The organism is Stappia indica, assembly GCF_009789575.1.
GTDB lineage: Bacteria > Pseudomonadota > Alphaproteobacteria > Rhizobiales > Stappiaceae > Stappia > Stappia indica_A.
The window spans coordinates 929,062-951,890 of sequence record NZ_CP046908.1 but is presented as its reverse complement, the minus strand read 5'-3'; the positions used below and the strand labels follow the sequence as shown (position 1 = coordinate 951,890).

Sequence of the window (22,829 nt, the reverse complement as noted above, 5' to 3'; positions counted from 1 at the left end):
TTCGTCGTATTTCACGGCATGCTCTGAACGAACTTCAGATTCAAAAGGGTGACTAGCAAGTTTATGTTTCTAGTGTGGTTTTCGAATTTGAAATACGCTCTGGGTGTGCTGCCAAAGTGAGGCGTATTTCAAATTCACCACACTAGCCGAGAGCTTGCTCGGCTGAGCGCGCCGCCCTGCCTCACAGCCCCTGCAACAGGTCCTGCAGCATGTGGGTGATCAGGTCGATGCGGCCGAGCGCCTCGCGCAGCTCGTCCTGGTCGCGGTGGCTCAGCGCGTCGAGCCGCACCCGGTTGGTCGGCGGCACGCCGGTCTCCAGGTCGGCGATCTGCTGGGTCAGGATCAGCCGCATCAGGAAGCCGTGAATGTCGGCCAAAAGGTCCGCATCGGCCTGCGAGCGGCCGGCCTTTTCCGCCGCCTGGCGCAGGCGCTGGGGCGTCGACAGCGAGGCGACACCGTGGCGCAGGGCGATGGCGCGCGCGCCCGAGACGATGGGCAGCAGCCCGCCGGCCTTGAGGTCGACGCGGCCCGTGTCGTCCTTCTTGATCCGCCCGAACAGGCCGAGCGGCGGGGCGTGGCTGCCGGCCGCATTGCCGAGCGCCCGCAGCATGGAGAGCGAGCCGCGGGCGATCTCGCCGGTCTCCCGCCGCAGCTGTCCCGCCAGCCGGCTGCCGCCGCTGCCCGACACATGCGCAGGGGTGAAATCGTAGAAGATGTCGACGCTGAGCAGCGCCTGCGGCGAGGGGTGGCCGGCCCAGTCGCGCGCCTGCGCCAGCCATTCGCCGAGGCGCCGCCGCCAGGGCCGGTTCTTCGCCATCACCCCGCCCTTGCAATAGGGGATGCCGGCGCGGTCGAGGATCTCGTTGATGCGCGCGGCAAAGCGCACGAACCAGTCGTCCGGATCGTCGAGATCGCCCGCATACTCGTCGGCGATCACCAGCGCGTTGTCCTGGTCGGGGGCGAGCAGGCTCTCGCCGCGCCCGCCGGACCCCAGCACCAGCAGCGCATAGTCGGCCGGGGCCGGGCCGTGGCCGGCGGCCAGCAGCTCCGCCTCGGCCAGTTCCGCCGCGCGCGCCGTCATCGCCCGCGCTTCCGCCGCGATGATCGCCGCGACCTGCCGTGCGTCCTGGCCGTCGGCGAGCAGGCCGGCGGCGAGCGAGGGCAGGGCAGCCTGCACCCTTGCCAGATCGCGCGGACGGGCGGCGGTGGCGATCTCGTCGCCGACGGTCAGCGTTGCCAGCGCCCGCTTGCGCAGCAGCGTGCGCAGGGTGAAGACGCCGGCCAGCCGGCCGCTGTCGTCGGTGACGCCGATATAGCGCAGGTTGCGCCGGGCCATCAGGCCGAGCGCGCGGTAGAGGAACGTGTCGTCGGGGGCGCTGATCACCGGCGCGCTCATCACCTTGCCGACGGGCACGATGCTGGCGCCGGAGCCTTCGCGGGCGAGCGCATGCAGCACGTCGCGCTCGGTGACGATGCCGGGCTCGCCGTCCTCGCCGGGCGGGTCGACGATCAGGCAGCCGATGCCGCGCTCGGCCATCAGCTGCGCCGCCTCGTGCAGGCTCGCCTCCGGCGAGATGCAGATCGGCGGGCTGTTCATCACCTCGCCGAGCCGGTGGCGGTAGAGGAAGCTGTCGATGGCGCGCTGGCTGCCCGAGCGCAGCACGGCGCGGGAAAAGTCCGGCCGCTCGGAGGGGCGCTCGAACCAGCCGGCCTCCTCCTGCCGGGCGATCAGGCCGGCGGGCTTGCGCGACAGGTTCTCCGCCTCGGCCAGGGTACGCACGTCCTTGGCGAGCAGTTTCGGGATCAGCGCGGAATAGACCCGCGCGGTCGCCACCGCGTCGCCATAGGCGGTGTGGCGGCCTTCCACGGGGATGCCGAAGCCGAGCGCCAGACTGTCGAGCGAGGTGTCGATCATCGCGCGGTCGAGCCCGGCGACCAGCAGCGCGACGTCGAGCGAGCGCGGCTCGCGCCAGGCGATGCCGTGCCGGTCGGCCTCGTGCCGCAGCACGGCGAGGTCGAAATGGATCGAATGGCCGACGACGACGGCGTCGCCGATGAATTCCAGCAGCCGCGGGCCGACCTGCGCGAAATCCGGCTGGCCCTTCACGTCGTCCTCGCCAAGGCCATGGATGCGGCGGGCGACTTCCGGGATCGGCATGCCAGGGTCGACGAGCTGGCGGAAGTCCTGCTCGGGGTGCACCTCCACCCCTTCCATGCGCACCGCGCCGATCTGCACGATGCGGTCCTTGCGGATGTCGAGCCCGGTGGTCTCGGTGTCGAGCACGACCACGTCGAGCGCGATCAGGGGCGTCGCGCCGGCGCGGTGTCCGTTGCCTCCACGCGACGCCGGGCTCACGGCACGCTCACCATCCGGTCGGAGAGCTGGCGGGCGAAGGCGACGAGGTCGATGCGCTTGCGCAGCGTCGCCTGGTAATCGATGAAGCGGAAGGCGACGTTGTTGACCACCATCATCTTGTCGGCCTCGCGCACCGCATCGTCGATGGGCGCGTGGTCGAGCAGGCGCAGCGCGGTGGCGATGGAGATGGCGTCGGGCTTCAGCGGCGGCTTGGCCATGTAGACTTCCAGCCGGCGGTCGAACTCCTCGATCGCGTCGGCCCAGCCGCGCTCGGTCCGGTGCTCGGGCATCTCCTCTGCGGCCAGCACGGCGCGGTAGAGCTCGGCAAGGCCGGCGGCGCGCAGCTTCGGATCGGCGGGAAGATGCGGGCGGATCTCGGCCTCGATCATCAGGATCAGGTCCTGCGCTGCAACCGCGAAACCCTCCCATTTGCAGATCTTGAGGGCCATTCCGAATCCCTCGTCCTGGAACAGGCGGGGCCCGGCCAGCAGCGAGCGGGCGCGCAGGTACGAGTAACTCGCCCCTTGCGCGAGAAAAGCGGCGCCGGCGCGGATCGCCTCGACGGCCGAGTCCCAGTCGGAGCGTTGCCGTCGGGGCAGGATGGATCCAATCAAATCAAGCACTTGGTGCCTCTCCCTGGTGGCCGGCCGGTTTGCCCCGGCTTTGGTGATTAGTCTTTCGGATAACTTTCCTTTTCTACATTGGAGAGAATAACCTGACGGCGCAAGTGCCCCTGCATTGCAATATATCGCATGCTGCTAGTGCGAAAAGGTCGGGGAGGACCCTATTAGACTTTGTGATTATTGCGGGCGGGGAAGACCGGGCTGGTCGAGGTCGACCAGTCGACGGTGCTCTCACTGGGAGGATTTGTTTTGACCGAGAAACTGCCACCGGAAGTGGCGGAGGCGCACTGGGCCAAGACGCGCAACCTGATGTGGGTTTCGCTGGCCATCTGGGCGTTCTTCGGCTTCTTCATCCACTTCTTCGTGACGGCGTTGAACAACGTCGTGATCCTTGGCTTCCCGCTCGGCTACTACATGGCCGCGCAGGGGTCGCTCATCATCTTCGTCATCCAGATCTTCTGGTTCGCTTCGCGCCAGAATGCGATCGACGAGGAATTCGGCGTCGCCGAAGACTGAGGGGGACCCAATGGCATTCTCAATGAAAGGCGATTTCACCGAAAACCTTGGAAAGATCTACGGGATCTATGTCGGTGGCTTTGCCGCCTTCGTCGTCCTGATGGCGGTCTTCTCCATGATCGGCGTGCCCGACCGCTTCATCCTGTGGTCGTACATGGCGATGACGATCGGCATCTACGCGTTCATCGGCATCATGTCGCGAACCGCGCAGGTGGCGGAATACTACGTCGCCGGACGCTCGGTGCCTGCCATCTACAACGGCATGGCGACGGGCGCGGACTGGATGTCCGGCGCGTCCTTCGTCGGCATGGCCGGCACGCTGTTCGTGCTGGGTTACGACGGCCTTGCCTTCGTGCTGGGCTGGACCGGCGGCTATGTGCTGGTGGCCGTGCTCCTTGCACCCTACCTGCGCAAGTTCGGCGCCTATACCGTTCCGGACTTCCTGGGCACCCGCTACGGCGGCAACATGGCGCGCCTCGTCGGCATCGTCGTGCTGTTCTGCTGCTCCTTCACCTACATCACCGCACAGGTCTACGCCTCGGGCATCATCGCCTCGCAGTTCCTCGGCATCGACTTCCGCTATGCGGTGTTCGCCGGTCTTGCGGGCATTCTCGTGTGCTCGATGCTGGGCGGCATGAAGGCGGTGACCTGGACCCAGGTGGCGCAGTACATCGTGCTGATCGTCGCCTATCTGCTGCCGGCGGTGTGGATGTCCACCGTGCAGTTCGGCATTCCGGTGCCGCAGCTGACCTATGGCGGTGCGCTGTCGCAGATCGCGGAGTACGAGCGGCTCCTGGAGGTTGCCAAGCCCTATGTGGTGCCGTTCCAGACCTACAGCGCGATGGACTACTTCTTCCTGATCTTCTGCCTGATGGTGGGTACGGCCTCGCTGCCGCACATCCTGATGCGCTTCTTCACGACCCCGACGGTTCGTGAGGCACGCAAGTCGGTGGGCTGGTCGCTGCTCTTCATCTTCCTGCTGTACTTCACGGCACCCGCCTATGCGGCCTTCTCGAAGTTCAACCTGATGGGTCTCTTCGTGGGTGCCGGTGCGGAGGCGAACTACCAGCTGGCCTTCACTGCCATCCCGCAGTGGATGATCCAGTGGGGATCGATCGCGGGCCACCAGCTCGTGACGATCTGCGGCGTCAAGGCGGAAACCGTCGCGGCGATCCAGGCGGCCTGCGAGGCCAAGGGCTTCGCCACCGGCTTCCCCTACTCGGAACTGAAGCTCAACAACGACATGATCGTGCTGTCGACCCCGTCGATCGCCGGCATGCCGATCTGGGTCGTCGGTCTCGTCGGTGCCGGTGGTTTCGCCGCTGCGCTCTCGACCGCGGACGGCCTGCTTCTGGCCATCGCCAATGCCCTGTCGCACGACGTCTACTACAAGATGATCGACCCGAAGGCCGACGCCAAGCGCCGCCTGCTGGTCGCCAAGATCCTGCTTGTGGTGGTCGCGCTCGCGGCGGCGTTCCTGGCGCGCACCAAGCCGTCCGACATCCTGTCGATGGTGGCGTGGGCGTTCTCGATTGCCGCTGCCGGCCTCTTCGCCCCGCTCGTCATGGGCGTGTGGTGGAAGCGGACGACGACGATGGGCGGCGTCCTCGGCATGGCCGCGGGCTTCCTGACCACGATGTACTACCTGATCGGCAACGTCTACGGCTTCGACTTCGTCAAGGGCACGGGCGACGAGATCTCGTGGTTCGGCGTGGCGTCGATCTCCGCCGGCGTCTTCGGTGTCCCGGTCGCGTTCCTCGTCACCTATGTGGTGTCGCTGATCACGCCGGAACCGAGCGAGGAGATGCAGGACTTCGTGGACCGTCTGCGATTGCCCAAGGGCGGTACGATGATGGTTCAAGGCCACTGACAAAGCGGCTATAAAACAAGGCGCAGGGCCCACGGGCCCTGCGCTTTTTTATCCTCGAAGGGACGGACATTCATGCCAGCTTCCGCGCTCGGTGGCATTCTTCTGCTCATCGCCACCTACCTGCTCGCCCTCGGCACCTTCCTGATCGCCGGCGCTCCCGCCAATGTGGCGATCTTCCTGGGCGGCACCTACGCGCTGACCGGGCTTGCCGCCTTCCTGTTCTCGCGCGGGGTGCTGGAGTTCTTCGTCGGCTCGGACCGCGATCTCACCTTCTTCGTGGTGCTGCGCAAGCTGACCGACCCGCTGCTGGCGCTGACCGCGCCGCTGACGCCGGGCTTCCTGCTGCCCTTCGCCGTGTGCCTCTACTCGGCCTTCCTGTTCTTCCTGCTGAAGCTGTTCCTGTTCGGCGACGCCTTCCTCGGTGTGCCGCCGCTGTTCATCGTCATCTACCTGGTGGTGATGTCGGCGTTCGCCTGAGCCTTGCCGTCCGGCAGGCCGGGCACGGTCTGGGTGGCCGCTGTCTCGCAGGCCTGCTCGCACGGAATGTCGAAGGCGTCGACGAAGCGGCCGATCGCGGCGCGGATCGCCGGATCCTGGTCGTCGGGGCAGGGCACCTGATAGACGTAGCGGCGGATGCCGATATAGATGATGCCGCCGTGCAGGTTCCAGATGTCCTCCATCTCCGGCTTGCGCGGACCCGGCGCGGCGCGGCGGAACTCCTCCATCAGGGGGCGCAGCAACAGCCCGCTGACATGTTCCAGGTAGCGCCGGTTCAGCTCCGCGCCGGCAAGGCCGGAGAACATGAAGATGCGCATCCACTCGTAGCTGAAGATCGCCTGCGTGTATTCGCGGTAGAAGGTCAGCGCCCGGTCGTGGATCGAGCGGCTGCGGTCGGCGATCAGCGCGGGCCAGTCCGGCGAGATGCGGTCGAGATAGACCGCCCGGTAGACCGCCTCCAGCAGGTCGGTCTTGGTGCTGAAATAATTGAAGATCAGCGACTGCGTGACGCCGAGCCGCTTCGACAGCTCGCGCGTGTTCCCCTCCAGCCCGACTTCCGAGAAATAGGCCGTCGCGCCGGCCACGATCATCGCCCGTCGCTCTTCGGGGGACAGGCGCTTGCGGTCGCCTGCGGAAGGGGAAGCCTTGGTCATCGCGCTGCGCTCATCGGGGCAGAATTTCTGGAAAGCCCTCTTGTTCAGGGCTGAAACCGCTCCGTCAAGTTTTCTCTTGCTTTTTCTCCGGGCGCAATAGATCATTTGATCAATAAGAGCGTGCCGCCGGCCCAGCAAGCCTTTTGGGGCAACCCTTCTGGGGCGAACCTTTCCGGGGGGAGAGGTCGGGCCATCCGGCGGCACGGGGGAGGACATCGAGATGAAAGCCGCAGCGGCCGGATACATCCGGGCGAACGATCTTGCGCACGCCATTTCCCTGCTGGAGCAGTCGCGGGGCGAGGCGCGCATCCTTGCCGGCGGGCAGAGCCTCATTGCATCGCTCAACCTGCGACTGGCCGGCGAAACCGCCCTCATCGACATCAACGGCGTTGCCGAGCTGTCGGGCATCGAGCTCGTCGGCGAGCAACTGCGCATCGGCGCGCTGACCCGCCACCGGGAGCTTGCCGCCTCCGATCTCGTCGCCCGCCATGTGCCGGCGATTGCGCAGGCAGCGCCGCTCATTGCCCATGCGGCGATCCGCAACCGCGGCACCATCGGCGGCTCGCTCGCCTATGCGGACCCGGCTGCCGAGCTGCCCGCCTGCATGCTGGCGCTGGATGCTGTGATCGTGCTGCGCGGGCCGGCCGGCGAGCGCCGCGTGCGGGCCGGCGACTTCTTCATCGACCTGTTCACCACGGACCTTGCCGAGGACGAGATGATCGTCGCCGTCGAGGTGCCGGTGGCGGTGGCCGGCGAGCGCCAGACCACCATGGAGCTGGCGCGCCGCTCCGGCGACTACGCGCTGGCCGGCATCGTGCTGGTCGACCGTCCGTCCGGTGTCCGCGCGGCCTTCTTCGGCGTCGGGCCGACGCCGATCCTCGCCACCGGCGCGATGGCCGCCATCGACCGCGGCGCCTCGCCGGACGATGCGGCCGAGCTGCTTGAGGGCGACCTGCAGCCGCTCGACGACGTCCATGCTCCGGCTGCCGTCCGTCTTCATCTGGCGCGGGTGCTGCTGCGCCGCGCCCTTGCCGCGACACGTTCCTGAAGGTCCGACATGTCCGATACCGCGCAGAGCTTTCCCACCCGCGTCGACATCTCGCTCACCGTCAACGGCGAGCCGGTCGATGCCCGTGTCGATGTTTCCCGCCATCTCGTCGACTTCCTCCGCCTCGATCTCGGCCTCACCGGCGCCCATGCGGGCTGCGAGCACGGGGTGTGCGGCGCCTGCACGCTGCAGGTCGACGGCGAGATCGTGCGCGGCTGCCTGATGCTGGCCGCCCAGCTCGACGGCGCCGAGGTCTGGACCGTCGAGGGCCTGACCGAGACCGGCGCGCTTGCCGACCTGCAGGCCGCCTTCGTGGAGCGCAATGCCCTGCAATGCGGCTTCTGCACGCCGGGCATGCTGTTCGCCGCCGCCGACATCCTTGCGCAGGACGGGCAGCCGAGCCGCGAGGCGATCCGCGAGCACATTTCCGGCAATTACTGCCGCTGCACCGGCTACGAAGCGGTGGTCGATGCCATCGAGACCGTCGCGGGGGCCCGCGCGCGGGGCGAGGAGGTCTCGGCATGACCATCAATTTCGGCAATCCCGACCGGCCCAACAGCTATATCGGCCGTACGGTTCCCCGGCCCAATGCCCGCCGCCTGGTGGAAGGGCGCGGCCGTTATGTCGACGACATCGTGCTGCCGCGCATGCTGCATGTCGCCTTTGTGCGCAGCCCGCACGCTCATGCGCGCATCCTGTCGGTGGACACGCAGGAGGCTCGCGCCGTGCGCGGCGTGCGCCGCATCTTCACCGGCACCGAGCTTGCCGAGCATTGCACGCCCTGGGTGGCGGTGCTCGCCCATCTCAAGGGGCTGAAGTCGGCGCCCCAGCACGCGCTGGCCGTCGACCGGGTCACCTGGACCGGCGAGGCGGTCGTCGCCGTCGTCGCGGACAGCCGCGCGGCGGCCGAGGACGGGGCGGCGCTGGTGGAGGTGGAGTACGATCCGCTGCCCGTCGTCACCGACATCCGCACCGCGCTCGACGCGGAAACGCCGCTCATCCATCCTGATCTCGGCGACAACCTCACCTTCCGCCGCCTGCACGAGCAGGGCGAGGTCGACACGGTCTTCGCCGAGGCGCACACGGTGGTCGAGGCCAGCTTCAAGACCGGCCGTCACACCGGCGTGTGCCTCGAGCCGCGCTCGATCCTTGCGGACTACAATCCGGCCGAAGGCCAGATGACCGTCCATCACTCCACCCAGGCGCCGCACATGATGCAGAGCATCATCGCCCGCCATCTCGACCTGCCGGAAGGCAAGGTCCGGGTGATCTGCGGCGATGTTGGCGGCTCCTACGGCATCAAGGTCCACGTCTATCCGGACGAGATGGCAACGGCGGCGATCGCCAAGGCGATGGGCCGGCCGGTCAAGTTCATCGCCGACCGGATCGAGAGCTTCGCCACCGACATTCACGCCCGCGACCACGAGATCGACGCGCGCATCGCCGTCGACGGCGAGGGCCGGATCCTTGCCATCGACGTCGACGACTGGACCGGCATCGGCCCGTACTCGGTCTATCCGCGCACCTCGGCCATCGAGGGCAACCAGGTGGTCAACCTGTGCGGCGGCCCCTACGACTTCGCCGCCTACCGGGCCCGCACCACCGTGGTGCTGCAGAACAAGACGCCGACCTGCCAGTATCGCGCCGTCGGCCATCCCATCGCCGCGGCGATCACCGAAGGCCTCGTCGACTTCGCGGCCGAGGCGCTGGGCATGGATCCGGTCGAGATCCGCCGCCGCAACCTGATTGCGGACGATGCCTATCCCTACACCTCGCCGGCCAACATGCGCTTCGAGGGCCTGTCGCATCACGCCTCGCTCGCCAAGCTGCTGGAGCTGATGGACTATGAGGGCCTTCGGGCCGAGCAGGCGGCCCTGCGCGAGAAGGGCATTTATCGCGGCATCGGCATCGCCAGCTTCATCGAGCTGACCAACCCGAGCCCGTTCATGTATGGCATCGGCGGTGCGCGCATCTCGGCGCAGGACGGCTGCACCGTGCGCATGGACCCGGACGGCAGCGTCGTCGCCATGTCGGGTGTTACCGAGCAGGGCCAGGGCACCGAGGCGATGCTGGCGCAGGTCGTCGCCGAGGCGGTCGGCGTGCCGGTCGGGCGGGTCAAGGTGATCACCGGCGACACCCAGACGACGCCCTATGGCGGCGGCACCTGGGCCTCGCGCGGCGCCGGCATCGGCGGCGAGGCGGCGCTCCAGGCCGGCCTTGCGCTGAAGGAGAGCATCCTCACCGTCGCCGCCTCCATGCTGCAGGCCTCGGCCGACGGGCTCGACATCGTCGACGGTGCGGTCGCCGACAAGGCCACGGGCGAGGCGCGCATGCCGCTGGAGGAACTCGGCCGCATCGTCTATTTCCGCGGCGACACGCTGCCCAAGGGCCTGCCGCGCGAGCTGGTGCAGACCCGCCATTTCATCACCTCGGACTATCCCTTCGCCTTCACCAACGGCGTCCAGGCGAGCTATCTCGAGGTCGACACGGAAACGGGCTTCGTCAAGCTGCTGAAGCACTGGTGCGTGGAGGATTGCGGCCGGGTGATCAACCCGCAGCTGGTCGACGAGCAGATCCGCGGCGGCATCGTCCAGGGCATCGGCGGGGCGCTCTACGAGGAGTGCCACTACGACGAGGACGGCCAGCTGCTCAATGCCAACATGGCTGACTATCTCGTGCCGATGGCGGCGGAGATGCCGGACATGGTGATCGGCCATGTGGAGACGCCGACGAAGGAGTCCGTGCTCGGCGCCAAGGGCGCGGGCGAGGCCGGCACCGCCGGCGCGCCGGCGGCCGTGATGAACGCCATCAACGACGCCTTGCGCCCGCTGGGAGGGCGGGTGACCGAAATGCCCTTCACGCCGGCCAGGATCCTGGCTGCGCTCGGGGTCGTGTAACGCGCCCTCAAGGGTGCCGGGCCCCGTCCGCTGGCGGGGCCGAACTGGGGAGGAAGACCATGAAGTTCCAGCATCTCATCGTGGCAGCCGCGCTTGCGGGGACGGTCTTCGCCGTTCCGGCCAGCGCCCAGCAGACCATCACCGTCAACATCGGCTCCAGCCATCCGGAGGCCAATATCTGGGCCTGGGCGATGAAGAACGGCTTCCAGCCGGAGGTCGACCGCCTGCTCGCCGAAAAGGGCGAGTACAAGGTCAACTGGGTCGAGTCCTACGGCGGCACGCTCTACAAGTTCACCGACACCCGCGAGGCGGTGCGCGACGGCATCGTCGATGTCGGCATGGTCGGCACGGTCTGGGAGGGCGCCACCATGCCGCTCCAGAACGTCACCTACTTCACGCCCTTCGCCACCGGCGACCATGAGCTCTTGATCGAGATCTTCGACAAGCTCACCGACGAACTCCCGGAGCTGCGCGACAGCTGGGCCGAGCAGAACATGGTGCACCTGTCGTCGCTGATCACCGACAGCTACGACATCTATGCCACGTTCGAGGTGAACAGCCTCGCCGATCTGCAGAACCGCAAGCTGAACGCGCCGGGCACCTCGGCCAACTGGCTGCGCGACACCGGCGCGACGCCCGTCGACGGCGCGCTGACCACCTACTACACCAATATCCAGACCGGCGTGACCGAGGGTACGCTGTCCTTCGCCTCGGGCATTCTGCCGACCCGCGTCTACGAGGTCGCGCCGAAGCTCACCCGCGTCGGCATCGGCTCGATGTATTTCGGCGGCATCGCCGTCAACAAGACCTTCTTCGACGGTCTGCCGGAGGATGTGCAGGCCGCGTTCCGCGCCGCCGGCAAGGAGACCTCCAAGCGTCACGGCGCCTATGTCACGGAGAAGGCGACCACCGCCATCACCGAGATGCAGGCGGCGGGCCTGGAGATCCGCGAGCTTCCCGAGGAGGAGAAGCGCAAGTGGGTGAACAACCTGCCGAACATCGTCGAGCCCTGGCTGGCGACCGGCGGCGAGCCGGCCAAGACCGTGCTCAAGGCCTATTTCGCGGCCCTGCGCGAGCGCGGTATCGAGCCGCTGCGCGCATGGGACGAAGGTCTGTAATATCCTGACGCTGCAATGACCGTCCCGCCCGGCCGCTTGCCGGGCGGGACTTGCTTGCCGGCCAGGGGGAGGCAAGCGGCGCATCACGCGAAAAGCCAGCGGGGGAGACGATGGCTGAGGAAATCGACCTGGAGGCCGGCGAGGCGAGTGCGCCACCGGCGAGCGGCGGCCTGCTGGGGCTTGCCGCCAATGCGCTGGCCGCCATCGGCACGATCTGGATCTTCGCGATGATGCTGGCCATCGTCGCCGACGTGGTCGGCCGCAACCTGCTCAATGCCCCGATCACCGGCGTCGCCGAGGTCTGCGCCCGCTCGGTCGTCGCCATCGTCTTCCTGCAGGTCTCCTCCGCCATTCTCAGCGGCCGGATGACCCGGGCCGACTTCTTCGTGCGCGGGCTGGAGCGCGCGACGCCTCGCCTGATGGCGCTGGTCGACGCGCTGTTCTCGCTGGTCGGCGCCGCCGTCTTCCTGGCGATCCTCTATTCCGCCTGGCCGGATACGGTCGGCGCCTGGCGCGGCAGCGAGTATTTCGGCGTCCAGGGCGTCTTCACCATTCCCACCCTGCCGTTCCGCGCCATCATCGTCATCGGCTCGGGCTTTGCCGTCGCCGCCTATCTCGCGGTCGCCGTCTCGCATCTTTCTGCCTATCGGAAGGCCCGTCCATGACCGCCCTGACCATCGGCGTCCTGCTGATCGCCGCGCTCATCTTCCTGGTGCTGCTGGGCATGCAGATCGCGGTGGCGCTGTTCGCCGTCGCCTTTGCCGGCGTGTGGATCATCCGCGACAATTTCGAGCTCGCCATGCGGCTCCTGTCGATCACCGCCTATAACGGCATCGCCGACTATCTCTTCGCCACCATCCCGCTCTTCGTGCTGATGGGGCTCCTCGTCAGCGTCTCCAATGTCGGGCGCGACACGTTCGAGGTCGCCGAAAGCCTGCTGCGGCGGATCGCCGGCGGGCTCGGCGTCGCCACCGTCGCCGCCAACACGGTCTTTGCCGCCGTCACCGGCGTCTCCATCGCCTCGGCCGCCGTCTTCACCCGCGTCGCGGTGCCGGAGATGCGCCGCCACGGCTACCGCGCGGGCTTTTCCGCCGGCACCGTCGCCGGCAGTTCCGTCCTCGGCATGCTGATCCCGCCGAGCCTGCTGTTGATCATCTACGGCGTACTCGCCGAGGTCTCCATCGGGCGCATGTTCGTTGCCGGCGTCATTCCCGGCCTGATGCTCGCGTTGGGCTTCGTCGCGGTGATCATGCTGCTCGCCCGCTTCCGTCCCGGCTTCGTCTTCACCGATCCGTCCGCCGCCGCGCGCATGGCCACCCGCGAGCGCGAGATGGGCGGGGGCGAGATCGCGGTCAAGCTGCTGCCGATCCTGCTGCTCGTCGTCCTGGTGCTCGGCGGCCTCTACAGCGGCTTCTTCACCCCGACGGAGGCCGGCGGCGTCGGCGCCTTCGGCGCGCTGGTCATCGCGCTTGCCCGCCGCAAGCTCGACCGCCACCGCATCTGGGAGGTCCTGAAGCAGACCGGCACGGTCTCCGTCGGCATCCTGATCCTGCTGATCGCGGCCGGCTTCTACAGCCGCATGCTGTCGGTCGCCGGCATTCCCAACGCCATCGGCGACGTGGTGCGGATGAGCGGCTTCGGCCCTTACGGCTTCCTCATGCTCTATGTCGTGCTGCTGCTGCTGCTCGGCATGATCCTCGACAGCAGCTCGATCCTGCTGATCATGGTGCCCATCGCCGCGCCCATCGCCCAGTCGATGGGCTTCGACCTCATCCATTTCGGCATCGTCACCGTCATCGCGGTGGAGATCGGCCTCTTGACGCCGCCCTTCGGCATCTCCGTCTTCACGGTGCACAACACGCTGGCCGACCCGAGCGTCGGCGTGGAGCAGATCTTCCTCGGCACCGTGCCCTTCATGGCTGTCATGCTCGGCTCGCTCGCGCTGATCGCGCTGTTTCCCTTCCTGACGCTTGCCCTGACATAGGGCGGCCCCGAGGGCGAAATCGGGCGATAACAGTTATCACCGGGGCGGAATTGACCCGTTCCGGCGGGCATGCGAGCCAGATGGGGAGAGATGCGAGCCGGGATTGCGCCGGCCTTCAGGAGGGAACGACATGCTGGATCTCAAGGGACGGGTTTCGATCTACCAGCCGGAGCAGGAAGGCCTGATCTTCCCGTACGAGCCCTCGTTCGAGAGCGTCGAGGACGAGCGCCGCCACCGCAAGGAGCGCCTCGTCGGCGCCTGCCGCGCCTTCGCCCGGCAGGGCTTCGACTACGGTTTCGCCGGCCATCTGACCGTGCGCGATCCGGAGCGTCCGGAGCTCTACTGGACCAACCCGATGGCGATCCATTTCGACAAGGTGAAGATGTCGAACCTGATCCTCGTCGACCATGAGGGCAACGTCATCGAGGGCACCCATGCGGTGAACCGGGCCGGCTTCGTCCTGCATGCCAATGTGCACGAGGCGCATCCCGACATCATCGCCATGTGCCATGCGCACACGGTCTACGGCACCGCCTATGCCGCGCTCGGCCGGCCCATCGAGCCGATCACCCAGGATGCCTGCGCCTTCTTCGAGGACCATGTCATCATCGGCGACGAGGCCGGTGCGGTCGCGGTCGAGAACCATGCCGGGTCCAACGTCGCGACCGCCTTCAAGGGCGTCAAGGCGGCGATCCACCAGAACCACGGCCTGCTGACGGCGAGCCGCCACAGCATCGAGGCGGCGGCCTTCTGGTTCATCGCGCTGGAGCGCTGCTGCCAGCAGCAGCTGGCGATTGCCGCGGCCGGCATCCCGCCGATCTACATCCGCGAGGACCGCGCCCGCTACAGCCGCGAGCATGTCGGCAGCGAATATATCGGCTGGCTGCATTTCCAGACCATCTGGGACCAGCTGGTCCAGGATTGCCCGGACATGTTCGACTGAGACATGTTCGACTGACACGTGGCCGACTGACGCCTGTTCGACTGACGAGTGTCTGCCCTGTTTTGCCCTACTTCACGGCCGGTGCGTCCCGTGCGCCCGGCCGTCTCTTTTTTCGTCCCCCGGCTGACGCCGCCCGCCCGCCTTGCTAGTCTGGCCCGCTGCCCGAGAGGGGCGGTGAGGGGGGCGAGGGAGACACGGACGGGGCATGAAGGACAATCGTCTGCTGGAAATGCGGGTGTTCCGCGCGGTCGTCGAGGCAGGCGGCTTCCGCCATGCCGCCGACATGCTGCGCGTCAGCCAGCCCTTCGTCAGCCAGAGCGTTTCGGGGCTGGAAAAGCGGCTCGGCGTCAAGCTGCTGCACCGCTCGACCCGCGGCCATCGGCTCACCGACGAGGGGCAGACCTATTTTGAGGCCTGCGTGCGCGCCATCGACACGGTGGAGGCGGCGGAAGGGGAGGTGTCCTCGGCCACGCGGGCGGCGGCCGGCGAGCTGCGCGTCAGCGCGCCCATCGCCTTCGGCACCGACCAGATCGTGCCGCGCATTCCCGACTTCCTGAAGCGGCATCCGGGCCTGACCCTCGCCCTGTCGCTGACCGACCGCTTCGCCAATCTCATCGAGGAAAACATCGACGTCGCCGTGCGCATGGGGCGGCTGGAGGATTCCTCGCTGATGAGCCGCAAGCTCTGCGACCTGCAGCGGGTCGTCGTCGCCGCGCCCGCCTATCTTGTCGCGCACGGGCCCATCGCGCATCCGCGCGATCTTGCCCGCGCCAACTGCCTGATGTGGGAGGGGCGGCGCGGCCATCTCAACCGCTGGCCGTTCCTGGTGGACGGCGTCGTCGAGACCGTGGCGGTCGAGGGCGACTTCCGCAGCGCCAACGGCTTTTCCCTGGCGCAGATCTGCCTTGCCGGCCACGGCGTCATGCGCATGGCCGAGCATCTGGCCAATCCGGCCATCGCGCGCGGCGACCTGGTGCCCTTGCTGAGCGAGTACCAGGTGCGCGACGACACCGCCTTCCACGCGGTCTACCTGCCCGAGCGCCAGCTGTTGCCGCGCACGCGCCTCTTCATCGACTACCTGGTCGAGACCTTCCGCGTCCCGCCCTGGTCGGCGCCCTGATCCCGTCCCATATCCCGCAAGAGTGCCGCGTTCTTGCAGTTATTCCCGGCGCGGGCGTAAGATGATCCCCGCGGATCCGGCATCCGCCAGGCAACGAGGTGCGACGATGGCCGACGATCCCAAGGTGGATGAGCGTCCGGGCGAGGCCCGCGACGGCGAGGGCCGTCCTGCGCCGAAGTTCAGCGCGGAGGATGTCCTGCGGGCCCGCAAGGACGGTGCGCCGCGCCGATCCAGCGAGGAGATCGTCCGCCGGGACGTGAAGCGTTTCGCCGAGACCCTCAAGGCGCTCGGCGAATGATCGAGCCGACTTGGCTCACGCTTCAGGACATCGACGTCATCGTCCGGGCAATCGAGGCGGAATTTCCCGGCCATTTCATCGAGCTCTATCCCCACAAGATCGGCGATCTGGAAGCCGGCCTTTATCGCGCCCGCAACAAGTGGGCCTTCGAAGGCCAGAACGACCTGATGGTTCTGGCGGCGGAGCATGCGTTCGGCATCGGCAAGGCACATGCCTTCGGCGACGGCAACAAGCGCGTCTGCTTTCTGGCTGCGTCCCTGTTTCTGCAGCACAACGGCGTCGACCTTAGCGAGCCCGGACCGCGGTTCTTCGCCCAGCCGATCAAGGACCTGATGGCGAACCTGATCACTGTCGATCAACTCGCTGGGCTGTTCGAGCAGCATGCGGAACTGATCGACTGGGACTAACACTGACTCCCACCGGTTTGCCGCATCTTCCGCGCACGCTACAGGGGCGCCTTGCCGCTTTCTGGCGACGGACGGCGTGCAGGGCGTGCCGCCCTGTCGCGGCCGGGGCTGAACCCGCGGCCTCTCCGTTACCAAGGGAGTGCTCTCCTCACGCACTCTCCTCCGCAATCGCCAGCGCGCCGTAGTCGGCGACCGTCGTCAGCCGGCTCGCCAGCACCACGGCAAAGGACAGGGCGAACAGGACCGCCACCACGATCAGCCCGGCTTGCGGGCCGGCCGCCGTGCCGATGGCCCCGCCCGCCAGCGCGCCGAGCGGCCGCGTGCCGTAGATCGCCGTCTGGATCACCGCGTTGACCCGTCCCAGCATCTGCGCCGGCGTCACCAGCTGGCGCACCGTGTTCTGCGTCACCAGCCACATCGACGGGCCGAAGCCGAGCACGAAGAACGCCGCCATCAGCAGCGGGCCGGGATTGCTTTCCGGCAGCATCAGCAGCATCAAGGCGGCGAGCGCCGAGCTGCCGGGGCCGAACATCAGCACGATGCGCGGGGCGAGGCTGCCTGCGACCCGTCCCGCCACGAAGGTGCCGGCGACCGAGGCGAGGCCGAAGGCGGCCATCGCACTGGCAAAGAGCGTCGCCTCTCCGCCATGGGCTTGGGTGATCACCGGCACGGCCAGCACCACCAGCATGGAGAAGGCGAAGTTCCAGAACACGGCGCAAAGGGTGATCGGCAGCAGCATCGGGTGGCGCAGCACGAAGCCGGCGCCCTTCGCCAGCTGCTGGATCAGCGCCTCGCGCTGCGCGGGCCGCAAGGCAAAGATCGGCAGGCGCACGGTCAGCACCAGCGCCGACAGTGCACAGGCGGCCGCGGCCCAGAACACGGCGGCGGCGCCCGTCACGCCCAGCATCAGCCCGAGGGCGAGCGGCACGGCCAGCGAGGCGACCGAGCGGGGCAGGGAGATCGCCGCGTTGGCACCGGCGAGCTCGGCCTGCGTCACGATCCGCGGCAGGATCGACAGGCTCGCCAGCCCGTAGAGCACGATGCCGAGGCCGGCGAGCGCGATCGCCCCGGCAAAGGGCAGGATCGCCCCGGCCGCGATGGCGAGTGCCGCCGCCGCAAAGCCGGCAAGCGACAGCACCGCCGAGGCGAGCACCGCGCTGCGCGGCTGGATGCGGTCGACCAGCACGCCGAAGGGCAGGCTGCCCACCAGATGCGCCATCGATTGGCACGCGACCAGCAGGCCGATGGTGCTGGCCCCGGCACCGAAGGCGGTTGCGGCGACGATGGGCACGGCCACCAGCGCGATCTGGTCGGCGATGTTCAGTCCGTAGGAAGAGGCGACAAGTCTGTCGAGGGCGCGCATGGCAGGCTCCGCTGGCGGTGATGCGCGCATTTAACGAAGGCCGTCCGGCCGGCTCGACCCGATTTGCGAGTGGCGGGTCGTCCGCTTGCCGGGTTGATCCCGCCTGCTGCGGATGCGAAGAGGAAAGCCCGCTCTCCTGGGGCCGCCTGCCGTGACCTATCTGCTGCTCAAGTATCTCCACGTTCTCGGCGCCATCGTCATTCTCGGCACGGGCACCGGCATCGCCTTCTTCATGCTGATGGCGCATCGCTCCCGCAGCGCTGCCTTTATCGCCGAGACCTCGGCGGTGGTCGTGCTGGCCGACAAGCTGTTCACCGCCACCGCCGTCGCGGTGCAGCCGGTCACCGGCTATCTGCTGATGCGCGAGAGCGGATACACCTTTGCCGACGGCTGGATCGCCCTGTCGCTGGGGCTCTACCTCGTCGCCGGCGTCTTCTGGCTGCCGGTGGTGTGGATCCAGGCGCGCATGCGCGACCTTGCGCGCGGTGCCGCCGCAGAGGGGGCGCCGCTTCCCGCCGCCTATCACCGCTTGTTCCGCATCTGGTTCGTCTTCGGCTTTCCCGGCTTCGGTTCGGTCGCGGCGATCCTCTGGCTGATGATCGCAAAACCGGAGATCTGACCGATGGCCGCCGACGCTCCCACCATCGCCGTTCTCGGCGCCTCCGGCCTGATCGGCCACGCCGTCGCGCTGGATCTCATGGACCGGGGCTTTCCCGTCGCCGCGCTCGCCCGCCGCTTCACCCGCGCACAGAAGGCCGCGCTCGGGGATGCTGCCGTCGAGGCGCCGCTGGTCGATCTGGACGCGCGCGGCCTGGCCACCCTGCTGGCCGGGCGCAATGTCGATATCCTCGTCAACTGCATCGGCGTCTTGCAGGACATGCCGGGCAAGGGCACAGCGGCGGACGCGCATGGCGGCTTCGTCTCGCGTCTGCTCGCCGCGATGGGGCAAGAGGGCGCGCGGCCGCAGCTCCTGGTGCAGCTGTCGATCCCCGGCGCGCCCGAGGGCGACCGCACTGCCTTTTCCGCCACCAAGCGCGAGGCCGAGCGGCTGATTTCCGACAGCACCGTTCCCTTCGCGATCCTGCGGCCCGGCTTCGTCGTCGCGCCGGTGGCCTATGGCGGCAGCGCGCTGATCCGCGGCCTTGCCGCTTTGCCGGTCCGCCTGCCGCAGGAGGAAGCCTCGCGCCCCTTTGCCGCGACCGACGTCGCCGACATTTCCCGCAGCATCGCCGTTCTGGCGGAGGCCTGGGGGCAGGGGCGGCGCGACTGGCGCGAGACCTGGGACGTGATGGAGCGCCGCCCGCACACCGTTGGCGAGGTGGTGGAGGCGTTCCGCGCCCGCATCGGCGGCCCGGTACCGCGCTGGCAGCTGCCGGGCGCGCTCCTGTCGCTGGGAGCACGGGCGGGGGATCTTGCCGCGCGCCTTGGCTGGGCACCGCCCGTGCGCAGTACGGCGCTTGCCGAGCTGCGGCGCGGCGTTGCCGGCGATCCCGCCCCCTGGTCGGCGGCGACAAGCCTCGAGCCCCGGTCGCTGGAGGCGGCGCTCGCCCGTTGTCCCGCCGGCGTGCAGGAGCTCTGGTTCGCCCGCCTTTACATGCTGAAGCCGGCGATCCTCGGCATTCTCGTCGTCTTCTGGTTCGTCTCGGGGCTGATTGCGCTCACGGTGGCCTTCGAGGCGGCGGTGGCGATCCTGACGGCGCATGCCTTCCCGCCGCTGCTGGCGAAACTGATCACCGTGGTCACCAGCCTTGCCGATATGAGCATCGGCGCGGCCATCGCGGTCCGGCGCAGCTGCCGGGCAGGGCTTCTCGCCGGCATCGCCCTGTCGCTCTTCTACATGGCGGGCGCGGCCGTTCTCACGCCGGAGATGTGGATCGAGCCGCTCGGCGCGCTGGTGAAGACCGGCCCCGCCATCGTGCTGATGCTCGTCGCGCTTGCGATCCTCGACGACCGCTAGCGCGGCCGCTCGAAGGTCCCCAGTCCGTTCTCGTCGAGATGCTCGATGGTCACCGAGGCGGCGCTGGCCGGGGCCGTGCGCGAGAAGTCGACGCGCGAGACCGACCCTTGCGGCTGGTTCTCGCTCATCGGCTGCACGATGAAGCTGTCGCCGTCCCAGTGCTGCATCGCCAGCGGCGCCTGTCCGGACCCGAGGCGCAGCACCAGGCCGCCATCGGCCTCCTCCACCGTCGCCGGGCCGAAATAGGCGTTGTCGTAGCGCCCGACATAGGCCTCGGCCTGCTGCGCGGGGGCCGGATCGGCAGGCTTCTGCACGCCGACGAGACTGCCGAACGGGCGGCTCAGCGCCTTCAGCCGCGGGCCGTAGCCGGCGAGCCAGTCGCGCGTCTCGATCCCCAGTTCCACACGGTCGAGGAATGAGGCGGTGACCGCTTCCGGGACGCCGCTCGGCGCGGCGTTGGTCAGCACGACGATGCCGAGCTCGAGATCCGGGACCAGGACGAAATTGGTCGAGGCCCCCAGCGCGAAGGCGCCCGAATGGCTGATCGTCACCCGGCCCGAGGGGCGAACTCCCACGCCGAAGCCGAACCCGTAGGTGCCGGCCCGCGCGTCCACCGTTCCGGGGGCGCCGCTGATCACCTGCGGCGAGGTCGCCGCCAGCAGCGCCTTGGCGTTCACCACCTGCCTGCCGTTCGCCTCGCCGCCGGCCAGCACCATCGCCATCCAGCGCGCCATGTCGTTGACGCTCGAGCTGACGCCGCCGGCCGGGCTCTGTGCGTCCGGCTGCCGCAGGTCGGTGAGGGCGTAGCCGTCGCCGTCGATCATGTGGCTGGAGGCGCGGTTGTCGCGCGCCAGGTAGTCGGCGTGGCGGGAGCTGGTCGAGGTCATGCCGAGTGGCGCGTAGAGCGTTTCCTCCGACAGGCTCGCCCAGTCGGTGCCGGAAGCGGCGGCCACCGCCTCGGCCGCGGCGGTCAGCCCGAAATTGGTATAGGCGTAGTGCGCGCGGAACGGGTGCTTCGGCAGCAGGGCCAGCCGCTCCAGCACCGTCTTGCGGTCGTAGCCGAGATCCTCCAGATCGTCGCCCGCATGGTCCGGCAGGCCCGAGCGGTGGGCATAGAGATCGCCGATGGTGACCTGCGCGCTCACCCAGGGATCGCCCATGTCGAAGCGCGGCAGATGCGCGCGCAGCGGGGTGTCCCAGGCGATGCGCCCGGTCCCGACCTGCCCGGCGACCACGGTCGCCCCGACGGGTTTCGACAGGGAGGCCAGCAGGAAGACCGTGTCCGCATCCACGTCAGCATCGCCGTTTGCCGCGCGCTTGCCGAAGCCGCGCGCATAGATCGTCTCGCCCTTGTGCACCACGGCGATGGCAAGGCCGGGAATGTCGGAGCGCTCCAGCATCGAGGCACCGAGCGCGTCGAGAGCGGCCACCGCCGTTTCGATCCTCTCCTGCGTCACCGGGAGCCACACCATCCGATCCGGGGCCGGCATCGGGTTCGGCAGGCCGAGGGCGGGAAGGGCCGTTTCGGCATGGACGACCGAGCCGGCGCCGAGACACACGACAAGTGCGGCACGGGCAACAGCGGTGCGGGAGAGCGGGATGCGGCAAAGCGGGATGAAGCAAGACATGGGGGGAAAGTTCAACATTCTGTCCTTTATCGTGCGGCGAATGAAACGACATCGTCGTGCAAAGGTGCGTTGCCGGGGCGCTGCTGCGAACCGGGTCGCAGGTCCTTTGGTCGGGGTGCAGCGCCGGCCCAATTCCTCCTCCGGTTTCCGGCTGAACCCTTCCGGTCTGTTGGCAAAATCTATTTTTGAAGCCATGCGGTCGGCATTGCCACCCCTTATTGCCGCGTTGCGGGCGGGGAGAGCGCTACCGCCTTGTCCAGCGCCAGGCCTGGTAGGCCGCCATCGCGAATGCGGAAATCGCGAGAGCAAGCCAGACGGGTCCGCCCTGCTCCAGATAGACGACGCCGGTTTCCGGGTCGTGGCATCGGCCCAGTTCGTTGAAGCAGTCGCGCCATTTGAAGTGGTTCGAATAGTAGAGCTGCGCGGAAACGCCGGAGACGGCGAGAAACACCAGCGATAGCATTGCGCGCAGCAAGGGCCGTCTCCCCGGATTCCGATCCGCCCATCGTTTCGAGGTCGGACGCCGATTGCAAGTCTCGGGCGCATCTTCGAGCGGCCTCCGCTTTCGTCATCAACTCTGTTGTTGGCTTTGGTCTCGGAGCCTTGCGTTGAGGATGACGACGATCTTTCTCATGAGCGCGGCGATGGCGACGATGGGCTTCTTTCCATTCTGGACAAGGCGTTGATAGAACAGGCGCAGATCGCCCTTGGCGCGGCTTGCGGCGAGGGCTGCCATGAACAGGACGGGACGGATGGTTGCCCGTCCGCCGCGCATTCGCCGGTAGCCTTTGAGGGTGCCGCTGTCCCTGGGATGCGGGGCGACGCCCGCAAGCGAGGCAGCCTGCCGGCGTGTGAGGCTGCCGAGTTCGGGCATCATGGCGGCGAGGGTTATGGCGGTGCGCGGTCCGACGCCCGGCAGGGAGCGGGACACGGCGATGCGCCGGGCTAAGGACGGGCTCTTGGCCAGCAGCGCTTCGATGGCGGCATCGATCCGGACGATCTGGCCTTGCAGGCAGCGCAGGACGACCTTGCAGGACGCCCGCACCGCCTTCATGCCCACCCTCAGGCCCGGCGCCTTGAGGCGGTTGGTCTCCGCCACCTTGAGATCGACGAGATCCTTGCGGCGGGCGACGAGGGCGGCCAGTTCGGCCTGCCTGGCCTGCGACAGGGCGACCAGGGCGAGGAGCTGCCACCGCTCCTGGGCATAGCGGGCCAGGGCGCGGGCATCGATGGCATCGGTCTTGGCCAGAGTGCCGAAGGAGCGCAGGAAAGCCTTGACCTTGAGGGTGTCGGCCCGGTGGCAGGCGATGCCTGCGGCAGCGAGCTCTGCCAGCACCGCGGCCTCGTATCCCCCCGTCGGCTCGCAGACGACGAGCGTGCCGGGGCGAAGGTCTTCGCACAGCGCCTTGATGGCGGGGGCTGTGTTGTCGATGACAGAAAGCGTGCCGGCCCGGCTGTCGAACACGGTGAGCGTCGCCTTGCCGACATCGATGCCAAGCACCCGGTCGGGAGCGTCCTTGAGTCTGGTCATGGGACTGGTATCCTGATCG

At 68.2% G+C, this 22,829-nt stretch carries 22 protein-coding genes; 15 read left to right on the top strand and 7 right to left on the bottom strand.

Annotated features, from left to right (window positions below; translation table 11 throughout):
- Window positions 1-181 precede the first annotated feature (181 nt).
- Entirely contained in the window at window positions 182-2,356 is a 2,175-nt protein-coding gene (locus GH266_RS04420) for a DUF294 nucleotidyltransferase-like domain-containing protein (protein WP_158192826.1), read from the bottom strand.
- The gene (locus GH266_RS04415; RefSeq protein WP_158192825.1) at window positions 2,353-2,979 is read right to left on the bottom strand and encodes an esterase; all 627 of its coding nucleotides are present in this window, start codon (window positions 2,977-2,979) and stop codon (window positions 2,353-2,355) included. Before GH266_RS04415 ends, GH266_RS04420 begins: the two co-directional genes overlap by 4 nt.
- 249 nt (window positions 2,980-3,228) lie before the next feature.
- Between GH266_RS04415 and GH266_RS04410 the strand changes: the two genes are divergently transcribed.
- The 3 genes from GH266_RS04410 (at window position 3,229) to GH266_RS04400 (ending at window position 5,842) form a co-directional block, all read left to right on the top strand.
- On the top strand, window positions 3,229-3,495 hold the full coding sequence (locus GH266_RS04410) for a DUF4212 domain-containing protein (protein WP_244953772.1): 267 nt from the start codon (window positions 3,229-3,231) through the stop codon (window positions 3,493-3,495).
- A gap of 10 nt (window positions 3,496-3,505) precedes the next feature.
- Window positions 3,506-5,365, top strand: a complete 1,860-nt coding sequence (locus GH266_RS04405; protein ID WP_158192824.1) for a sodium:solute symporter family protein — start codon at window positions 3,506-3,508, stop codon at window positions 5,363-5,365.
- Window positions 5,366-5,437: 72 nt separating this feature from the next.
- Window positions 5,438-5,842, top strand: a complete 405-nt coding sequence (locus GH266_RS04400; protein ID WP_158192823.1) for a hypothetical protein — start codon at window positions 5,438-5,440, stop codon at window positions 5,840-5,842.
- Here GH266_RS04400 and GH266_RS04395 read toward each other — a convergent pair.
- Window positions 5,812-6,516: a TetR/AcrR family transcriptional regulator gene (locus tag GH266_RS04395; RefSeq protein WP_158192822.1), complete on the bottom strand. Its 705-nt coding sequence runs from the start codon at window positions 6,514-6,516 to the stop codon at window positions 5,812-5,814. The genes GH266_RS04400 and GH266_RS04395 overlap by 31 nt on opposite strands.
- A gap of 220 nt (window positions 6,517-6,736) precedes the next feature.
- On the opposite strand from GH266_RS04395, the gene GH266_RS04390 reads away from it, so the two are divergent.
- The 10 genes from GH266_RS04390 to GH266_RS04345 all read left to right on the top strand — a co-directional run bounded on the left by GH266_RS04390 (window position 6,737) and on the right by GH266_RS04345 (window position 16,331).
- On the top strand, window positions 6,737-7,564 hold the full coding sequence (locus tag GH266_RS04390; protein WP_158192821.1) for an FAD binding domain-containing protein: 828 nt from the start codon (window positions 6,737-6,739) through the stop codon (window positions 7,562-7,564).
- A gap of 9 nt (window positions 7,565-7,573) precedes the next feature.
- Window positions 7,574-8,089 carry a (2Fe-2S)-binding protein gene (locus GH266_RS04385; RefSeq protein ID WP_158192820.1) on the top strand — a complete coding sequence of 172 codons (516 nt, stop codon included), beginning with the start codon at window positions 7,574-7,576 and terminating at the stop codon, window positions 8,087-8,089.
- On the top strand, window positions 8,086-10,461 hold the full coding sequence (locus GH266_RS04380) for a xanthine dehydrogenase family protein molybdopterin-binding subunit (protein ID WP_158192819.1): 2,376 nt from the start codon (window positions 8,086-8,088) through the stop codon (window positions 10,459-10,461). Before GH266_RS04385 ends, GH266_RS04380 begins: the two co-directional genes overlap by 4 nt.
- Before the next feature lie 59 nt (window positions 10,462-10,520).
- Window positions 10,521-11,579: a C4-dicarboxylate TRAP transporter substrate-binding protein gene (locus GH266_RS04375; RefSeq protein ID WP_158192818.1), complete on the top strand. Its 1,059-nt coding sequence runs from the start codon at window positions 10,521-10,523 to the stop codon at window positions 11,577-11,579.
- A gap of 110 nt (window positions 11,580-11,689) precedes the next feature.
- Window positions 11,690-12,244, top strand: coding sequence for a TRAP transporter small permease subunit (locus GH266_RS04370; RefSeq protein WP_158192817.1), 555 nt, complete (start codon window positions 11,690-11,692; stop codon window positions 12,242-12,244).
- Window positions 12,241-13,563, top strand: a complete 1,323-nt coding sequence (locus GH266_RS04365) for a TRAP transporter large permease (RefSeq protein WP_158192816.1) — start codon at window positions 12,241-12,243, stop codon at window positions 13,561-13,563. Before GH266_RS04370 ends, GH266_RS04365 begins: the two co-directional genes overlap by 4 nt.
- Window positions 13,564-13,693: 130 nt before the next feature.
- Window positions 13,694-14,506, top strand: coding sequence for a class II aldolase/adducin family protein (locus GH266_RS04360; RefSeq protein WP_158192815.1), 813 nt, complete (start codon window positions 13,694-13,696; stop codon window positions 14,504-14,506).
- A gap of 205 nt (window positions 14,507-14,711) precedes the next feature.
- A complete protein-coding gene (locus tag GH266_RS04355; RefSeq protein WP_158192814.1) occupies window positions 14,712-15,626 on the top strand; it encodes a LysR family transcriptional regulator in 915 nt (304 codons plus the stop codon).
- 106 nt (window positions 15,627-15,732) lie between these two features.
- On the top strand, window positions 15,733-15,924 hold the full coding sequence (locus GH266_RS04350; RefSeq protein ID WP_158192813.1) for a hypothetical protein: 192 nt from the start codon (window positions 15,733-15,735) through the stop codon (window positions 15,922-15,924).
- Window positions 15,921-16,331 carry a Fic family protein gene (locus GH266_RS04345; RefSeq protein WP_158192812.1) on the top strand — a complete coding sequence of 137 codons (411 nt, stop codon included), beginning with the start codon at window positions 15,921-15,923 and terminating at the stop codon, window positions 16,329-16,331. The genes GH266_RS04350 and GH266_RS04345 overlap by 4 nt, the downstream gene beginning before the upstream one ends.
- 148 nt (window positions 16,332-16,479) lie before the next feature.
- On the opposite strand, the gene GH266_RS04340 is transcribed toward GH266_RS04345, so the two are convergent.
- Entirely contained in the window at window positions 16,480-17,694 is a 1,215-nt protein-coding gene (locus GH266_RS04340; protein ID WP_158192811.1) for an MFS transporter, read from the bottom strand.
- A 112-nt stretch (window positions 17,695-17,806) separates the two neighbouring features.
- On the opposite strand from GH266_RS04340, the gene GH266_RS04335 reads away from it, so the two are divergent.
- The gene (locus GH266_RS04335) at window positions 17,807-18,313 is read left to right on the top strand and encodes a DUF2269 family protein (protein ID WP_209001540.1); all 507 of its coding nucleotides are present in this window, start codon (window positions 17,807-17,809) and stop codon (window positions 18,311-18,313) included.
- A 3-nt stretch (window positions 18,314-18,316) separates the two neighbouring features.
- A complete protein-coding gene (locus GH266_RS04330) occupies window positions 18,317-19,651 on the top strand; it encodes an SDR family oxidoreductase (protein WP_158192809.1) in 1,335 nt (444 codons plus the stop codon).
- Here the strand turns inward: GH266_RS04330 and GH266_RS04325 are convergent.
- From GH266_RS04325 to GH266_RS04315, 3 genes are all read right to left on the bottom strand, one after another.
- Window positions 19,648-21,279 (bottom strand): serine hydrolase, encoded by a 1,632-nt coding sequence (locus GH266_RS04325; protein ID WP_158192808.1) that lies wholly within the window; start codon window positions 21,277-21,279, stop codon window positions 19,648-19,650. The two genes, GH266_RS04330 and GH266_RS04325, sit on opposite strands and share 4 nt — an antisense overlap.
- Window positions 21,280-21,523: 244 nt before the next feature.
- A complete protein-coding gene (locus tag GH266_RS04320) occupies window positions 21,524-21,754 on the bottom strand; it encodes a hypothetical protein (protein WP_158192807.1) in 231 nt (76 codons plus the stop codon).
- Window positions 21,755-21,850: 96 nt separating this feature from the next.
- Window positions 21,851-22,810 (bottom strand): IS110 family RNA-guided transposase, encoded by a 960-nt coding sequence (locus GH266_RS04315; RefSeq protein WP_158192806.1) that lies wholly within the window; start codon window positions 22,808-22,810, stop codon window positions 21,851-21,853.
- Window positions 22,811-22,829 lie beyond the last annotated feature (19 nt).

Coding starts and splice junctions, on each gene's coding strand:
- GH266_RS04350 (WP_158192813.1), top strand. CDS start 15,733: ATGGCCGACGATCCCAAGGTGGATGAGCGTCCGGGCGAGGCCCGCGAC.
- GH266_RS04395 (WP_158192822.1), bottom strand. CDS start 6,516: ATGACCAAGGCTTCCCCTTCCGCAGGCGACCGCAAGCGCCTGTCCCCC.
- GH266_RS04360 (WP_158192815.1), top strand. CDS start 13,694: ATGCTGGATCTCAAGGGACGGGTTTCGATCTACCAGCCGGAGCAGGAA.
- GH266_RS04385 (WP_158192820.1), top strand. CDS start 7,574: ATGTCCGATACCGCGCAGAGCTTTCCCACCCGCGTCGACATCTCGCTC.
- GH266_RS04400 (WP_158192823.1), top strand. CDS start 5,438: ATGCCAGCTTCCGCGCTCGGTGGCATTCTTCTGCTCATCGCCACCTAC.
- GH266_RS04330 (WP_158192809.1), top strand. CDS start 18,317: ATGGCCGCCGACGCTCCCACCATCGCCGTTCTCGGCGCCTCCGGCCTG.
- GH266_RS04335 (WP_209001540.1), top strand. CDS start 17,807: ATGCGAAGAGGAAAGCCCGCTCTCCTGGGGCCGCCTGCCGTGACCTAT.
- GH266_RS04340 (WP_158192811.1), bottom strand. CDS start 17,694: ATGCGCGCCCTCGACAGACTTGTCGCCTCTTCCTACGGACTGAACATC.
- GH266_RS04325 (WP_158192808.1), bottom strand. CDS start 21,279: ATGTCTTGCTTCATCCCGCTTTGCCGCATCCCGCTCTCCCGCACCGCT.
- GH266_RS04370 (WP_158192817.1), top strand. CDS start 11,690: ATGGCTGAGGAAATCGACCTGGAGGCCGGCGAGGCGAGTGCGCCACCG.
- GH266_RS04355 (WP_158192814.1), top strand. CDS start 14,712: ATGAAGGACAATCGTCTGCTGGAAATGCGGGTGTTCCGCGCGGTCGTC.
- GH266_RS04380 (WP_158192819.1), top strand. CDS start 8,086: ATGACCATCAATTTCGGCAATCCCGACCGGCCCAACAGCTATATCGGC.
- GH266_RS04365 (WP_158192816.1), top strand. CDS start 12,241: ATGACCGCCCTGACCATCGGCGTCCTGCTGATCGCCGCGCTCATCTTC.
- GH266_RS04405 (WP_158192824.1), top strand. CDS start 3,506: ATGGCATTCTCAATGAAAGGCGATTTCACCGAAAACCTTGGAAAGATC.
- GH266_RS04390 (WP_158192821.1), top strand. CDS start 6,737: ATGAAAGCCGCAGCGGCCGGATACATCCGGGCGAACGATCTTGCGCAC.
- GH266_RS04345 (WP_158192812.1), top strand. CDS start 15,921: ATGATCGAGCCGACTTGGCTCACGCTTCAGGACATCGACGTCATCGTC.
- GH266_RS04375 (WP_158192818.1), top strand. CDS start 10,521: ATGAAGTTCCAGCATCTCATCGTGGCAGCCGCGCTTGCGGGGACGGTC.
- GH266_RS04315 (WP_158192806.1), bottom strand. CDS start 22,810: ATGACCAGACTCAAGGACGCTCCCGACCGGGTGCTTGGCATCGATGTC.